The sequence below is a fragment of the Amycolatopsis sp. WQ 127309 genome, assembly GCF_023023025.1.
Classification (GTDB): Bacteria; Actinomycetota; Actinomycetes; order Mycobacteriales; family Pseudonocardiaceae; genus Amycolatopsis.
This window is the reverse complement of record NZ_CP095481.1, coordinates 1,171,003-1,186,533: the sequence shown is the minus strand read 5'-3', so window position 1 is coordinate 1,186,533 and position 15,531 is coordinate 1,171,003. Positions and strand designations below refer to the sequence as shown.

Annotated in this window: 10 protein-coding genes; 7 read left to right on the top strand and 3 right to left on the bottom strand. The window is 71.7% G+C overall.

Going from position 1 to position 15,531, the window contains the following annotated elements; all coding sequences use genetic code 11:
* Positions 1-49: 49 nt before the first annotated feature.
* Positions 50-1,279: a mannose-6-phosphate isomerase, class I gene (gene manA / locus MUY22_RS04965; protein ID WP_247063646.1), complete on the top strand. Its 1,230-nt coding sequence runs from the start codon at positions 50-52 to the stop codon at positions 1,277-1,279.
* A gap of 1,228 nt (positions 1,280-2,507) precedes the next feature.
* Here the strand turns inward: manA and MUY22_RS04960 are convergent.
* Positions 2,508-5,459, bottom strand: a complete 2,952-nt coding sequence (locus MUY22_RS04960; RefSeq protein WP_247057525.1) for a BTAD domain-containing putative transcriptional regulator — start codon at positions 5,457-5,459, stop codon at positions 2,508-2,510.
* A 237-nt stretch (positions 5,460-5,696) separates the two neighbouring features.
* On the opposite strand from MUY22_RS04960, the gene MUY22_RS04955 reads away from it, so the two are divergent.
* The 3 genes from MUY22_RS04955 to MUY22_RS04945 all read left to right on the top strand — a co-directional run bounded on the left by MUY22_RS04955 (position 5,697) and on the right by MUY22_RS04945 (position 9,175).
* Entirely contained in the window at positions 5,697-6,614 is a 918-nt protein-coding gene (locus tag MUY22_RS04955) for a cation diffusion facilitator family transporter (RefSeq protein WP_247057523.1), read from the top strand.
* A gap of 81 nt (positions 6,615-6,695) precedes the next feature.
* The gene (locus MUY22_RS04950; RefSeq protein WP_247057521.1) at positions 6,696-8,231 is read left to right on the top strand and encodes an amino acid permease; all 1,536 of its coding nucleotides are present in this window, start codon (positions 6,696-6,698) and stop codon (positions 8,229-8,231) included.
* A gap of 269 nt (positions 8,232-8,500) precedes the next feature.
* Positions 8,501-9,175: an LPXTG cell wall anchor domain-containing protein gene (locus MUY22_RS04945; protein WP_247057519.1), complete on the top strand. Its 675-nt coding sequence runs from the start codon at positions 8,501-8,503 to the stop codon at positions 9,173-9,175.
* A 66-nt stretch (positions 9,176-9,241) separates the two neighbouring features.
* On the opposite strand, the gene MUY22_RS04940 is transcribed toward MUY22_RS04945, so the two are convergent.
* Complete coding sequence (locus MUY22_RS04940; RefSeq protein ID WP_247063644.1) at positions 9,242-11,500, bottom strand: hypothetical protein; 2,259 nt, start codon at positions 11,498-11,500, stop codon at positions 9,242-9,244.
* A 105-nt stretch (positions 11,501-11,605) separates the two neighbouring features.
* Between MUY22_RS04940 and ahcY the strand changes: the two genes are divergently transcribed.
* From ahcY to MUY22_RS04925, 3 genes are all read left to right on the top strand, one after another.
* A complete protein-coding gene (gene ahcY, locus MUY22_RS04935; protein ID WP_247057517.1) occupies positions 11,606-13,078 on the top strand; it encodes an adenosylhomocysteinase in 1,473 nt (490 codons plus the stop codon).
* A gap of 103 nt (positions 13,079-13,181) precedes the next feature.
* The gene (locus tag MUY22_RS04930; protein ID WP_247057514.1) at positions 13,182-13,454 is read left to right on the top strand and encodes a toxin-antitoxin system HicB family antitoxin; all 273 of its coding nucleotides are present in this window, start codon (positions 13,182-13,184) and stop codon (positions 13,452-13,454) included.
* Positions 13,451-13,870, top strand: a complete 420-nt coding sequence (locus MUY22_RS04925; protein WP_247057512.1) for a type II toxin-antitoxin system VapC family toxin — start codon at positions 13,451-13,453, stop codon at positions 13,868-13,870. Before MUY22_RS04930 ends, MUY22_RS04925 begins: the two co-directional genes overlap by 4 nt.
* Before the next feature lie 65 nt (positions 13,871-13,935).
* On the opposite strand, the gene MUY22_RS04920 is transcribed toward MUY22_RS04925, so the two are convergent.
* Positions 13,936-15,522: an ABC transporter substrate-binding protein gene (locus MUY22_RS04920; RefSeq protein WP_247057510.1), complete on the bottom strand. Its 1,587-nt coding sequence runs from the start codon at positions 15,520-15,522 to the stop codon at positions 13,936-13,938.
* Positions 15,523-15,531: the final 9 nt, after the last annotated feature.

The following is a 15,531-nucleotide window of genomic DNA, read 5'->3' as shown; positions in this document are numbered from 1 at the left end:
GCCGAGCACCGGCCCCGGCCGGTGCCGAAGGAGTGGAGTTGAGGTGACAGTGGAGCTGCTGCGCAACGCGGTGCGGCCCTACGCCTGGGGATCGCGGACGGCGATCCCCGAGCTGCTGGGCCGCCCGATCCCCGCGCCGCACCCCGAGGCCGAGCTGTGGATGGGTGCCCACCCGGGTGACCCGTCGCACGTCATCGGTCCCGACGGGACCGAGCGGAACCTGCTGGAGCTGGTCGAAGCCGACCCGCTGAACCAGCTCGGCGAGCGCTGCGCGACGCGGTGGGGCGGGCGGCTGCCGTTCCTGCTGAAGATCCTCGCCGCGGAGGAGCCGCTGTCGATGCAGGCGCACCCGTCGGCGGCGCAGGCCGCGGAGGGGCACGCCCGCGAGGAGAGGCTGGGCATCCCGCGGGACGCGCCGAACCGCAACTACCCGGACCCGACGGCGAAGCCGGAGCTGGTCTGCGCGCTGACGGAGTTCCACGCGCTGGCCGGGTTCCGCGAGCCGGGGCGCACGGTCAAGCTGCTGAAGGCGATCGAGACGCCGGGGCTGGCGAAGTACACCGGCCTGCTCGAGGCGCAGCCGGACCCGTCGGGCCTGCGGGCGCTGTTCACGACGTGGATCACGCTGCCGCAGTCGTCGCTCGACGCGCTGCTGCCGGAGGTGCTCGACGCGTGCGTCCGGCACCTCAGGGAGCACGGCGAGTTCACGGCCGAGTGCCGGACGATCCTGGAGCTGGGCGAGACGCACCCGCGGGACGCGGGCGTGCTGGCGGCGTTGCTGCTGAACCGCCTGACGCTGCGCGCCGGCGAGGCGATCTACCTGCCGGCCGGCAACCTGCACCTGTACCTGCACGGCACGGCCGTGGAGATCCTGGCGAACTCGGACAACATCCTCCGCTGCGGTTTGACGCCGAAGCACGTGGACGTCCCGGAGCTGCTGCGGGTGGTCGACTTCGCCTGCGGCGAGATGCCGGTCCAATGCGGCGACGGCGCCGACCGCCTGGCGGTCTACCGCACGGACGCGCCGGAGTTCGAGCTGTCGCGCGTCGAGTGGTCTCCGGGTCAGGACGACGAGCTGACGGTCGACAGCATCGGCCCGCAGATCCTGCTGTGCACGGCAGGTGACCTCCTGGTGACAGCGGACGACGGCGAGAAGGTGGAGCTGCGCCGAGGCCAGTCGGTCTGGCTGCCGGCTGCGGACCCACCGGTGCGGATCCGACCGCTCGACGGGACGGGCGCCCAGCTGTTCCGCGCGACGGCGGGAAACTGCGAGGACTGATTTCGCCGGAAAGCCACCAGGATCCCGTGGTCCTGGTGGCTTTTTCGTGTGCGGGGTGGGGCGTGCGTTCTGTGTGCGTTCCGTGTGGCGGGGTTCGCCAGTATCGGTTGTAGGGGTGGTCCTGGAGCCTCGTGCTGTCGATTTCCGGGGAGGGAGCGGGAGGTCTCGGACGCTGCTGGGGGTGACGCCGGTCGGTTGCCCGGCGTCGGTGAGCGGGGTCTTGCGTTCTGGCGGGGGCGTGGTCGCGCGGGGAGGCGTGGCTGCGGTCGGGAGGCCAGCAGGGGGCGGGTCGCGTGGGGAGGCGTGGCTGAGGTCGGGAGACCGGCGGGGGGCGGGTCGCGTGGGGAGGCGTGGCTGAGGTCGGGAGACCGGCGGGGAGTGCGGGTCGCGTGGGGAGGCGGCGTGGCTGCGGCTTGCCGGGTCGGATGGTGCTGCAAGGGAGTGCGGGGCGCGCGGGGACGTGCGGCCGCGGGGTTGCAGGGGTGGTGAAGGCTGCGGGTCGTGCGGGGAGGTACGGCTGCAGGTTGCGGGGCATGGGGAACCGCGGCCGCGGGTTGCCAGGTCGAGTGGTGTCGCGAGGGCCCAAGTCGCACGGGGAGGTGCGGCTGCGGTGGCGCGGGGCCGGGTGGTGCTGTGAGGCCCAGCGCGGCGCGGGTAGACAAGGCTGAGGTTGTCGGCTGAGGCGGGCGTTGTTCGGTTCCGCTGAGTGGCGGCGGGCTCGGCTGAGTGGTGTCGTGCCGTGTGTCAGTCGTGCGGGGAGGTGAGGCTGCGGTTGCCCGGCTCGGATGGCGCCGCTAAGTGTCGCCGGGGGGCCTTGCCCTGGTGTCGTGCGGGTGGGCGTGGTCACGCGGGGAGGCGTGCCTGCGGTTGCCCGGCGGGGGTGGTGTCGCGAGGGGGCGACACCACCCCGCTTCGGCCCTTCCGCAGCGGGGTGAAAGCTCCGCAGGCCTGTGAAAGTCCAGTAGGCGCGAAAGCCGCCGCGTGTGAAGGCTCCGCAGCACGTGAAGTCCTCACGGGTGCAAAGGCTCCGCAGCACCATGTGAAAGTCCCCACGGTACGAAAGCTCCGCAGGGCGTGAGAGCTCGTGGGTGTGAAGTTCCGTTGGGCATGAAAGCTCGTGGGCGCGAAAGCTCCGCTGGGCGTAAAGCTCCGCTGGTGCGAAAGTCCCGCAGAGCCGAAGGCTCTGCGGCTGCGGCTGCGGCTTGCGGGTCCGGCGCCGACTCGTCCGTCAGACTGGCTCGGTGAGTGCCAGCAAAGCCCGCCGGAGGGTTGCTGCGCTTGCGTCGCGTGGTTCGGTCAATGCTGCCGCCTCTGTGGCTGCTTCTGCCGCCGCTGGCTTGTCGCCCGTCGCCTCGTAGGCGCGGTGCAGGACCAGCCATGTGAGGCTCGTTGCGGGGCGGCCGCCCATCTCGCGGAACTCGTCCAGGCACGCTTGCAGCACCGGGATCGCTTGGGGCGCAAGGCCTTCGCCGATCCAGCTTGCCGCGATTGCTCGGGTGCACGACAGCTCGCGTGGCCGTTCGTCCAGCTCCCGGGCCAGGTCGCGAGCCGCCTCGAAGGCCTCTACCGACCGTCGTCGCTCGCCTCGGGACGCTTCGATCGCTCCCAGCGTGCGCAGGGACTTCGCGAGCGACGATCGGGCCGGTGTTGTCCGCAGCAGCGTCACCGATTCCGTGATTGCCGATGCGGCTTCAGCGGGCCGTCCGCTGAGAAGCAGCGACCACGCGACGCCGTGCAGGGCGATTCCCAGCTCTCGTGGCTCGGCGGATTTTCGGGCCAGCGCAACAGTTTCCTCGTCGACGGCCAGGGCGTCGACGACCCGGCCCAGGCGGTGCAAGGCGGCCGACTCCGCGGCTCGGACCCAGCTCAGTTCGGCCGCGTCACCGTCCACAGTGAACAGTTCGCGTGCGTGCGCGGCGGTGTGCAAGGCCTCTTCCGCACGGCCCAGCCCGATCAGGCAGTGCGCCAGGTTGGCCGACACCCAGGCGTGGGTGCGGCGATCACCGTGCTCCTCCAGCTTCTTCGCGCATTCGCGGTAGCCCGCCGCGGCGTCCTCGTACTGGCCGCGGGCGTGGCGCAGCAGCGTCAGGTTGGCCTCGGCGATCGCCGCCAGCGGGCGGTCTTCGCCCGCGGCCGCCAGCACCGTCTCGTACCCCGCGCGCATGTCGGCGTAGTGCCCCTGCAGGTACAGGTACCCGCTGAGGCGGTCGAGCAGGAGCAGCGCGTCGTGCCGGCGGCCCAGCCCGCACAGCGTGCCGACCAGCAGCAGGAGGTTTGCGCGTTCGGCGGCGAACCAGCGTTCCGGCCGGGCCAGCAGCCGCTCGACGAGCTCGGGTGGCAACGGCTGCGGGGGTGCTTCCCGGGCCAGCGCCGGCATCGGCACGGTGCGCGGCAGCCGCGCCGCCGCTGTGTCGGCCAGGGCGAGCGTGGCCGCCAGCACCGTGCGCAGGCCGCCGCCGTCCGGGGCGTCGAGCTCTGTCGCGTAGAGGCGCACGAGGTCGTGCAAGCGGTAACGGCCTTCGCCGGTCTCGTCCGGGCCGCCGGACTCCAGCAGGCTGGCCTCGACGAGCTCTTCGACGGCTTCGTCGGCCCCCGGGTCGTCGATCAGCGCGGTGACCGCCCAGGCGGGCAGGTCGAGGTTGGTGCAGCGGCCGATCAGCCGGAACGCGCGCCGCGTGAGCGGGCGGAGGCCGTCGTAGCTGAGCGCGATGCTGCCGCGGACGCCCAGGTCGCTGACCGTCAGCTCGTCGAGCCGGCGGACCTCGTCCTCGAGCCGGTCGGCCAGCTCGGCGAGCCGCAGGTGCGGGCGGATGGCCAGTCTGCTGCCCGCGATCCGCAGCGCCAGCGGCAGGTGGTCGCAGGCCGCGATGATGCGCGCGGCGTCGGCGGGCTCCCGCGCCACGCGGCCGCCCGCGAGCCGGGTCAGCAGGCTCATCGCGTCGGCGTCCGGCAGCGGCCCGAGCGGCAGCCGGTGCGCGCCGGCCAGGCCGCTGAGCCGGCGCCGGCTCGTCACCAGGACGGCGCAGCCCGGCGTGCCCGGCAGCAGCGTCCGGACGTGCTCGGGGTCGGTGGCGTCGTCGAGCACCACCAGCACCCGGCGGTCGGTGAGCCGGCCGCGGAACACCGCCGCGCGGGCGCGGACGTCGTCCGGGATGGCCGGGCCGGTGACGCCGAGCGCGCGCAGCAGGTCGGCCAGGACGTCACCGAGGTCACGCGGGCCGGACGGGACGTACAGCTGGCCGTCCGGGAACCGCGCCCGCAGCCGGTGGGCGGCGCGCACGGCCAGGGTGCTCTTGCCCGCGCCCGGCTCGCCGCTCAGCACCGCGACGGGAACGCCGTCACCGCTGCCCAGCACTCCGGTGAGTTCCGCGAGTTCGGCGTCGCGGCCGGTGAAGTCCGCGACGTCCGGCGGCAGCTGGCACACCGGCCAGACCGGGGCGGGCAGCCGCGGCACCGGATCCTCGCCGCGCAGCACGGCCGCGTGCACCCGGCGGGCTTCGGCGCCCGGTTCGACGCCCAGCTCCTCGATCAGCGTGGTCCGCAGCCGCCGGTAGATCTCGAGCGAATCGCCCTGCCGGCCGGCCCGGTGCAGCGCGGTCATCAGCTGCGCGGCCAGCCGTTCGCGCAGCGGGTGCTCGGTGATCATCGCCTGCAGCTCGCCGGTCAGCTCGCCGTGCCGCCCGGCGGTCAGCTCGGCGTCGACGCAGTCCTCGAAGACGGCGAGCCGTTCGGACTCCAGCCGCGCGACGTCGGCCTCGAGCCGCGGCACGGGCAGCCCGGCCAGCACCGGCCCCCGCCACTGCGCGAGCGCCCGCCGGTAGTGCTTCGACGCGGCGACGGCGTCCCCGGCCCGCTTCCCCTCGGCAGCGGCCGCCCGGAACGCCAGCAGGTCCAGCTCGTGCGGCTCGGCCCGCAGCCGGTACCCGAGCGGCCCGTGCTCGACGCGCAGGCCGTCGATCCGCTCGCGCAGCCGCGAGAGGTAGGTGTGCAGGTTCGAGGCGTACGACTTCGGCGGCCGCTCGGGCCACAGCGCTTCGACCAGCACGTCGACGTGGACGTGCTGGTTGGCGTTCAGCAGCAGCACGGCCAGCAGCGTGCGCTGCCGGGCTCCGCGCAGCACCGGCCACTGGCCCGGCGGGCTTTCGATCGCGAGCGCACCGAGCACGGCGAAGTACGCCATGTCACCTTCCTGGACGGGCGAGCAGGGAGGGCCACGGTAGCGGAGGACACCGACAGAATCGGGCGCGATGCTGCCCGGGACAGGGAGCCGTCCAGGCTCCGGCCCCGACGGCATCCGCCGGGCCGCGCACCCCCGGCCGCCGCCATCGCCTGAGTGAAATCACGGCCGGTGGGGACCCTCCGGCGGCTCGCCTATTACGCTCCACCCGGACATTCAGGACCTACCCGGGGAGCGGTCGTGTCAGCTGGAGGCGGAACCAAGGCGATCCTCGCCGCGCTGGGAGCCAATGCCGGGATCGCGGCCGCGAAGTTCGTGGGCTTCCTCGTCACCGGGTCGTCGTCGATGCTGGCCGAGTCGGTGCACTCGCTGGCCGACACCACGAACCAGGGCCTGCTGCTGCTCGGCCAGAAGACGTCGAAGCGCGCGGCGGACAAGGATCACCCCTTCGGCTACGGCCGCGACCGGTACTTCTACTCCTTCATCGTCGCGCTGCTGCTCTTCACCCTCGGCTCGGCCTTCGCGATCTACGAGGGCATCCACAAGATCGGCGAGCCGGAGCCGCTGTCGTCGCCGATCGTCGCGGTGATCATCCTGCTCGTCGCGGTGGGTCTCGAGGGCTACAGCTTCTACACCGCCGTCGGCGAGTCGAAGAAGATCAAGGGTGACGTCAGCTGGTGGGGCTTCATCCGCCAGGCCAAGGAGCCGGAGCTGCCGGTCGTCCTGCTGGAGGACGCCGGCGCGCTGCTCGGTCTCGTCCTCGCGCTGCTCGGCGTCGGGCTTTCGGTGGTCACCGGCAACCCGGTCTGGGACGGCGTCGGCACCCTCGCCATCGGCCTGCTGCTCGGCGTCATCGCGATCATCCTGATCGTCGAGATGAAGAGCCTGCTCATCGGCGAAGGCGCCAACCCCGGGGTCCTCGCGACGATCGTCGACGAGCTGGCCGCGGGCAAGGTCGAGCGCGTCATCCACATCCGCACCCAGTACCTCGGGCCGGACGAGCTGCTCGTCGCGGCGAAGCTCGCGCTGGTGCCCGGCCTCGACACCGCCGAGGTGGCCACCGCCATCGACGACGCCGAGGCGCGCGTGCGTTCGAAGGTGCCGGTCGCGAAGCTCATCTACCTCGAGCCGGACCTGGACCGCAGCCTCGCGAGGTAGCGCTTTCAGCGAGCCGACCACGGCGTGACCCGTTAGGGTGACCTACTGCGAAACACCCAGGCCAGCCGCAGGAGGTCAACCGTGCCCGGAACGGGATTGTGGCGCACCAAATCCATCGAGCAGTCCATTTCGGACACCGACGAACCGGACACCAAGCTCCGGCGGAACCTGAGCGCCTGGGACCTCACGGTCTTCGGTGTCGCCGTCGTCATCGGCGCGGGCATCTTCACGCTCACGGCGCGCGCGGCCGGTGACTACGCCGGCCCGTCGGTCTCGCTCGCGTTCGTGTTCGCCGCGATCGCGTGCGCGCTGGCGGCGCTCTGCTACGCCGAGTTCGCCTCGACCGTGCCGGTCGCGGGCAGCGCGTACACGTTCTCCTACGCCACGTTCGGCGAGTTCATGGCGTGGATCATCGGCTGGGACCTGATCCTGGAGCTCGCCGTCGGCGCCGCCGCGGTGTCCAAGGGCTGGTCGGTGTACCTCGAAACCGTGCTGAGCTACCTGTTCGGCAAGGGCGCCAAGACGACGTTCGACATCGGCAGCGTCACGGTCGACTGGGGCGCGCTGGTCGTCGTGGCGATCCTGACGACGCTGCTGGCCGTCGGCACCAAGCTGTCCTCGCGGGTCTCGATGGTGATCACCGGCATCAAGGTCGCCGTGGTGCTGTTCGTGATCATCCTCGGCATCTTCTACATCAAGGGCGCCAACTACACGCCGTACATCCCGCCGGGCTCGACCGGCGGTGCGGGCGAGACCGGCGTCGACCAGTCGCTCTTCTCGCTGATCGCGGGCGGCGCGAGCAGCTCGTACGGCGTCTTCGGCCTGCTGGCCGGCGCCTCGCTGGTGTTCTTCGCGTTCATCGGGTTCGATATCGTGGCGACCACCGCCGAGGAGACGAAGAACCCGCAGAAGTCCGTGCCGCGCGGCATCTTCGGCTCGCTGATCATCGTCACCGTGCTCTACGTCGCGGTCTCGCTCGTGGTCGTCGGCATGACGTCCTACAAGGACCTGGCCACCTCGGCCGGCGACGGCAGCCACAAGACGCTCGCCACGGCGTTCTCCGCCAACGGCGTCGACTGGGCGGCCAACCTCATCTCCTTCGGCGCGCTGGCCGGCCTGACCACCGTCGTCATGGTGCTGATGCTCGGCCAGGTCCGGATCATCTACGCCATGTCCCGCGACGGCCTGATGCCACGCAGCCTGGCGAAGACCGGCGGGCACGGGACGCCGAAGCGCGCGACGATCATCGTCGGCGGCCTGGTCGCCCTCGCGGCGACGTTCTTCCCGGCGGACAAGCTGGAGGAGATGGTCAACGTCGGCACGCTCTTCGCGTTCGTGCTGGTGTCGGCGGGCGTCCTGATCCTGCGCCGGACGCGCCCGGACCTGCCGCGGGCGTTCAAGGTGCCGCTGGTGCCGCTCATCCCGATCCTGGCCATCCTGGCCTGCCTCTGGCTGATGCTGAACCTGACCGTGCTGACCTGGCTGCGGTTCATCGTGTGGATGGTGATCGGCGTGGTCATCTACTTCGCCTACAGCCGCCGGCACTCGTTGCTCGGCAAGCGTCAGGCCGACGGTGTCGAAGGCGTCGAATCGCCGGCCAAGCCCTCCGGGAGCTGATTCACCCACTCTTTCGTGGTGCGCCCCGCCGACCTGCTTTCCGCAGGTCGGCGGGGTTTTTTGCGGACCGGGGCAGAACGGACGTCACGAGACGATCTTGCTTTTGGTGCCCGAAAGGGGACCCCGTGTAGTGAGCCGAGTGACGTGCGATACCTTTCGATCCTTCGTGTGCCACTGACGGGTGAGTTACAGCAGTGTGATTTCACGCTCAGTGGTGCCGCGATCACAATTTTTCCAAGGTGTCCCCCCGCCTGGCACAGGAGTTCTGAATGCGTAGTCGTACCCTCCGCGGCTCGGCCGCGATCATCGCGCTCACCGCCGCCGCCCTCATCGGCACCGCCGGTTCCGCGCTGGCCTGCCACAGTGACGACAACCGCCCGCACCCGACGCCCGGCAAGGCCACGCCGTGCGCCGAGGGCACCGACCTCGGCCAGGGCGACGTCGTCGCCAAGATCACGAACAACCGCCTGGCCATCACCAAGGTCAACGAAGGCGTCACGGTCAAGCGCATCGTCGTCATCGGTGGCGACGACGGCTTCAACGACTACACCCCGGGCGCCCGCGGCCTGGACAAGAACGCGCCGTGGACCGACCTGCGCGCGCCGTTCAGCCGCAACGGCCACCAGGCCGGCATCGACAAGTGGTACCTCTGTGGCACCAAGACCGTCACCAAGCCGACCGAGACCACCACGGCCCCGACCCGGCCCACCAAGCCGACCGAGTCCACGAAGCCGAGCGCCCCGGCGACCTCGGACACCTCGGTCTCGCCGACCAGCTCGACCGCTCCGGCCGTCGTGCCCGCGGGCAACGAGTCCGGCACCGGCGGCGGCCTGGCCAACACCGGTTTCGACAACATGTGGCTCGTGTGGATCGCCGCGCTGCTGATCCTCGGCGGTGGCGGCCTGCTCGCGCTGCTGAAGTTCCGCCGCAAGGCTTCCGAGTGAAGCTGAACTAGCCCGAAAGTTCCGCGAAGGCCCCCTTACCGGCTCAAGATGCCGGGAAGGGGGCCTTCACGGCTTTCCGGGGAAGTCCGGGAAGAGCAGCCCCTGTACGCCGCCGTTCGGTTTGCCGAGCCCGGCCGCCATCGCGACGGCGTGGTCCCACTCCGCGTCGACGACGTAGTCCTGGTGCCTGAGCACCCCCGGCGCCCAGCGGTGCCGGCCGGTCGGGCCGCGCAGCGGGTCTGGCAGCCAGTGGTCGCCGCCCAGGATGAGGACGCCGTTCTCGTCGGCCTTCGCCTTCAACGGGCCGCAGCCGCCTTCGGCCAGGAAGCCGACGCCGTACAGCTTCCGGTCGGAGACCTCGTGCCGCCACGTCGTCACGCCGCCGCCGAAGATGTCCGTGCCGCGGCACAACGCCCGCCACCGGCCGTCGAGGCTTTCGAAGAGCTGCTCCAGCGACTCCTGCGGCAGCAACGCGGGGAACGCCCGCTGGTAGCCCCACTGCAGCGGTGACCCGGCGGTCAGCACGCCGACGCGTTCGCGGTCGGTCTCCGGCAGCTCCGCCGCGAGCCGCGCGGCGGCCATCACCGTGAGCAGGCTGCCGAGGTTGTAGCCGGACAGCACCACCCGCGTCCCCGGCTCCTTGAGGTGCTCGCGCACGCGCGCGGCCAGTTCGGGGACGACCTTCAGCGCGTAGCACGGTGGCACGGTCGGGTGCGCCGCCCGCGGCCAGAAGCAGACGAGGTCGGCGAGCGCGCCGAGGTGCCGGCTGCGCTGCGGGGTGCGCGCGGCCGTGTAGACGACGCGCAGCAGCCCCGCCGCCAGCGCGCCGAGCGCGACGACGCCGATCGCCGACAGCGGCCCGAACCAGCCGGGGACCAGGCCGAACCCGAACCGCAGCACCAGCAGCGCCGCGCCGCCCGCCGACATCGCGGACGCCACGGTGAGGGCCAGGTGGTGCAGGTGCCGCCGTTCCCACGCCGACCGCGCCCACGCCGCCGCGGCCTGGGCCTCCTGCTGGGCGTCGTGCTCCATCAGCCCGACGATCGCCGGGATGCCCCGCCGCAGCCGGCGCACCGGGACGGCGACCGCGAAACCCAGCAGGGACAGCACCGCCGCGAGCGCCAGCCCGGCGCCCCACAGGACCGTGACCAGCAAGTACGTGTCGGGTACCTGCAGGAGGCCGGCCCCGGAAAGGCGTCGGACGGCTTCCGCGAGCCCGGCGCCGAACCCGCCGCCGAGCAGCCCGGCGAGCGCGAGCACCGGCGCGGCCGCCCAGCCGCCCGCCCACGGCCGCAGCCGGCGCGGCTTGTGCTTCCAGGTGGGCCGGGCCAGCAGCGCGGCCGGCGCCAGGAACAGCGCGAACAGCACGGTGACCGCGACCAGCGCCGCGCCGAGACCCTCGACGACGCCGTTGGTGCCCGGCAGCCGGCCCGGGCCGGGGCGCAGCCGCACCGCCGCGGCGACGACCAGCAGCACGGCGAATCCGATCAGGCCGCGGCGGGCGATCCGGCCCGTGTCCGTGCCGATCGCCGCGGCGACGACGGCGGCGAGCACCAGCGCCAGCGTGGCGATCCAGACGACCAGGTCGAAGACGGCCCCCGGCACCCGGAACGGCCCGCCGAGCAGCAGCAGCGCGACCGACGCGAGCGCGGCGACGGTGTGCAGCCCGCGCAGCGCCGGCGTCCCGGAGCCGGTGCGCATCCGCAGCGGGCCTTCGACGCGGTCGCTCTCGGCGTGCACCGCCCAGCTCGCCGACGAGATCCGGTGCAGCACGAAGATCACCACGAGCAGCGGGAGGACGCCGACCACGATCCGCGCGGGCAGCGTGCGGAGGTCGTCCGGGATCGCGGGCAGGCAGCCCGAGCCGGGGGCCAGGCACTGCGCGGCGAACAGGTCGAGCGCGATCGCCGCGAGCTGGCCCATCAGCAGCATGGTGAGCAGCAGGGCCGCGACGCGCAGCAGGCCGCGGCACACCGCGCCGAGCAGGCGGGGGAGGCGGCGGCCGGGCGGGACCGCCGGCAGCATCCAGAACGCGACGTTGGCCAGGGAGAACGGGAACAGCAGGGCCCAGGTCGCCTTCGCGGCGCCCCCCGACGTCATGCCGTGCCAAAGGTAGCCCTCGAGGGTCCGCGGGATCGACCGGCCCAGTGCCGGCAGCACCGGTCCCGGCGCCGGTCGTCGCAGCCGGTCCGCCGGGCGGATCACGCGGCCCAGCCCGTCGCCGGCGACGTCGACGGTCGCGACCGCGTCGAGCAGGGTCTCGCCGCTGGTGCCCACGAGGCCGGCGACGCGGATTTCGACGACGCGGGTGTCCGGGCCGGGCATGGGCACGGTGAAGGCCTCCTGAGCTGCTGCGAATCGCTTTCTAGGGAAGGTCGAGCGGACAACGGTAGTGTTCGGTAGTCATCGAGTCTTGGAGGAATCGCCACTATGACCCCCGAAAGCGTTGCCAAGCGGCACGAGACCCGCAACGGCATCGAGTTCGCCGTCGCCGACCTCGATGCCGCCGAGTTCGGCCGCAAGGAGATCCGCCTCGCCGAGCACGAGATGCCCGGACTGATGGCGCTGCGGCGCGAGTACGCGGAGGTCTACCCCCTGCGCGGGGCGCGGGTCTCCGGTTCCCTGCACATGACCGTCCAGACCGCCGTGCTCATCGAGACGCTGGTGTCGCTGGGTGCCGAGGTGCGCTGGGCGTCCTGCAACATCTTCTCGACGCAGGACCACGCGGCCGCCGCCGTCGTCCTCGGCCCGAACGGCACGGCCGAGGAGCCCAAGGGCGTCCCGGTCTTCGCCTGGAAGGGCGAGTCGCTCGAGGAGTACTGGTGGTGCACCGAGCGGATGCTCACCTGGGACGGCGAGGGTCCCAACATGATCCTCGACGACGGTGGCGACGCCACCATGCTCGTCCACAAGGGCACCGAGTTCGAGAAGTCGGGTGTCGTGCCGGCCCCGGACGAGAACACCTCGGACGAGTTCCGCGTGTTCCTCGAGCTGCTGAAGGCGTCGGTCGCTTCGGACACCGGCAAGTGGACGAAGATCGGCGAGGGCATCCGCGGCGTCACCGAGGAGACCACCACCGGCGTGCTGCGGCTGTACCAGCTGGCCGCGGCCGGTGAGCTGCTGTTCCCGGCGATCAACGTCAACGACGCCGTGACGAAGTCGAAGTTCGACAACCGCTACGGCATCCGCCACTCGCTGATCGACGGCATCAACCGCGGCACCGACGTCCTCATCGGCGGCAAGGTCGCGGTCGTCTGCGGTTACGGCGACGTCGGCAAGGGCGCGGCGGAGTCGCTGCGCGGCCAGGGTGCCCGCGTGATCGTCACCGAGATCGACCCGATCTGCGCGCTGCAGGCGGCGATGGACGGCTACCAGGTCCAGACGCTGAAGAACGCGCTGCCCAACGCCGACATCGTGATCACGACGACCGGCAACAAGGACGTCGTGCTGGTCGAGGACATGGCCAAGATGAAGCACCAGGCGATCCTGGGCAACATCGGCCACTTCGACAACGAGCTCGACATGGCGGGCCTGCAGCGCTACCCGGGCATCCGGCGGATCACCATCAAGCCGCAGGTCGACGAGTGGATCTTCCCGAACGGCAACACGATCATCGTGCTGTCCGAGGGTCGCCTGCTCAACCTGGGCAACGCGACCGGCCACCCGTCGTTCGTGATGTCGAACAGCTTCTCCAACCAGGTGATCGCGCAGGTCGAGCTGTTCACCAAGCACGAGGAGTACGACAAGGAGGTCTTCCGCCTCCCCAAGAAGCTCGACGAGAAGGTCGCGAAGATCCACCTCGACGCGCTCGGCGGCGAGCTGACCAAGCTCACCAAGGAGCAGGCCGAGTACATCGACGTCGACGTCGAAGGCCCGTTCAAGGCGGACCACTACCGCTACTGAGCCTTTTCGCAGGTCAGGCCGCCCCGGACGTGTCCGGGGCGGCCTTTCTGTTACGTGGCTCGAACAGTGATAGCACGAATGGGTGGCGCGCTATCATGGTGGGGTGAAGCAGCTGATCACCCGGATCGACGACGAGCTGCACGCTCGGCTGAAGGCGAGAGCCGAAGCCGAGGGGCGCAGCATGAACGACCTGGTCACCGAGGCCCTGCGGGTCGTGGTGGCGCAGGGGGAAAGCCCGCTGGAACGACGCGATCGCCTCATCGCCGAAGGCAAGCTGCTCGCCTTCGAGCCGGAGGGCGAGGCGCCGGGGCACGACAAGCTGGAGGAGCTCTCGCGCGGCTGGGGTCCGATCCGCTGGAACAGGGGTGAACGGTGACGATCTTCTACGCTGACCCGACCGCCTTGTTCGCGGCCTATCTCGCCGACGAGCCCGGCCACGCTGAGCTGCGAGAACTGCTCCTCGATGGCGGGCACTTCGTCCTGACCAGCGAACTCACCCGGCTGGAACTGGCCGACGCGATCACCGCGGCCAAGCCCGGCATGACAGATCTCCTCCACCGGTTCGACGAGGATTCGCGGACGGTGCTGGGAGTCGTCCCGCTGAATCCGCGTGTCTTCGCCGCGGCTCGACGGACGGTGATCGGGAGCCCGGTGTCCACGCTCGGCGCGATCCACATCGCGGTCGCGATGCACGACACGGCGGAACTGACCGGCGGCGCGCCGGTGACCTTCGTGACCCGGGACGACCGCCAGGCGGAGGCAGCCAAGGCCAACGGGTTCGAGGTGCTGTGAGCGGCGGACCCGCGTAGCTCGTGTCCCGCCGGCGGGAAACCGGCGGCGCGTCCCCGGCGGCCCGGTCAGCAGGTCGCCGGGTCTCCCGGGCCCGCCGGCACGCTTGTCGTGCGGGCCGGGCGGGATCCGGTCGCCGGTGGCAGGGGGCAGACCCGGACCACGGGCGGGCCGGCGTCGGCCCGGTTGCCGCTGTTGTCGAACGTGATCATGCCGCCCGCGCCGCGGACCGCTTGGCCCGCCGCGGAGAAGCCGCTGATCGCCGTGTTCACCTGGCTGCGCTGGACCGGTTTCGCGGCCGGGAGGGTGCGCAGCGCTTCGGACACCGTGACCGTCGAGTCGTAGGCGTTGACCGCCCAGCCGTCGTCGATGTCCGCCAGGTCGAACCCGGCGGCGGTGAACGACTCCTCCAGATCGGCGAACCCGGGGTTGTCCGGGCGCTTCTTGTCGGCGCCCGAGACGAGCGTCGTGAGCAGGCGCACCCGGCCGGCGGCGAAGCTCGCCGACCGCAGGGCGCGGACCCGCAGGTCCTCCAGCATCGGGTTGTCCTCGACCGCGCGGAGCCGCTGGCCGTCCGAGGTGCTCACCACGGCCACCGACGTCGCCGCGCACTGGCCGCTGCCGAACGCCTCGTCGAGGCTGAACAGGAGCCGGGCCAGGTCGCTGCCGCGGGCGATGTACACGACGGTGACGTCCTTGGCCGTGCCGCAGATCCGCTTCGCCGTCTGCAGCACCGTGCTGGACTCGTCGGCGTCGAACTTCACCTCGGTGACGTCGCCGCCGAACCGGCGCTGCACCATCGGCAGCGCGGTGCAGGTGTACGGGTCGGAACCGCCGGTGGGCACCATGACGAAGTCCGGCCGCGCGGTCACGACGGCGGCGAGCCGGTCGATCTGCACCCGGTTGCGGTAAGCGACGCGGTAGAAGTAGTCCCGCCCGATCCCGCGCTGGTAGGTGATGTCCGGGTCGCACGAGTCGAACTGCGGCTGGTCCTCGCGCGAGCCGGTCTGGTCGAAGCCCTCCGCGGTGATCACGTCGGACACCATCGGGATCTTCGCGCCGGCGAACAGGTCCGCGGTCCGGGCCGCCTGTTCCTGGCTCAGGCCCATCCCGACGACCGCGACGACGTCCGGCCGGTCGGCGAGCGCTTGGGCGACGTCGAGTCCTTCGCTGTCGGGGCCGTACGCGCCGATGTTCGCGACCACCAGCCGCATCGGGTGCACGCAGCCGGTGCCGTTGGCGTGGCGCTGCCCCGCCGCCATGCCTTCGAGCTCGTGCACCGCGCGGCCGCCCGTGTAGCGGTCGGACATGGTCACCAGCACGCCGACGGTGACCGGCGTGCCGTCCGGGTCGCAGCTGTCGGCGGCCGCGTCGTTCTGGTGGTCGATCGTCTGCAGCACCGGGGCGAACCGGTCGAGGCCGAAGGCGTACGAGCCGTCGGACAACCCGACGCACTCGCCGGCGGCGGACCAGGCGGCGGTACCGGGCCAGCCGTCGTTGCAGGTGGCCAGCCGGCCGAGGTCCTGCCGGAAGACGACGACGCCGGTGGCGGTGACGGCCAGCAGGACCACGAGCCCGAGCCGGAGCCAGTCGATCCACAGTTTCGGGAAGCGGTCGGCACGGGGCACGACCACCCAGCGGTAGCGCGAGGGCAAGGTGGGGTC

Coding starts and splice junctions, on each gene's coding strand:
- MUY22_RS04960 (WP_247057525.1), bottom strand. CDS start 5,459: ATGGCGTACTTCGCCGTGCTCGGTGCGCTCGCGATCGAAAGCCCGCCG.
- MUY22_RS04945 (WP_247057519.1), top strand. CDS start 8,501: ATGCGTAGTCGTACCCTCCGCGGCTCGGCCGCGATCATCGCGCTCACC.
- MUY22_RS04940 (WP_247063644.1), bottom strand. CDS start 11,500: ATGCCCGGCCCGGACACCCGCGTCGTCGAAATCCGCGTCGCCGGCCTC.
- ahcY (WP_247057517.1), top strand. CDS start 11,606: ATGACCCCCGAAAGCGTTGCCAAGCGGCACGAGACCCGCAACGGCATC.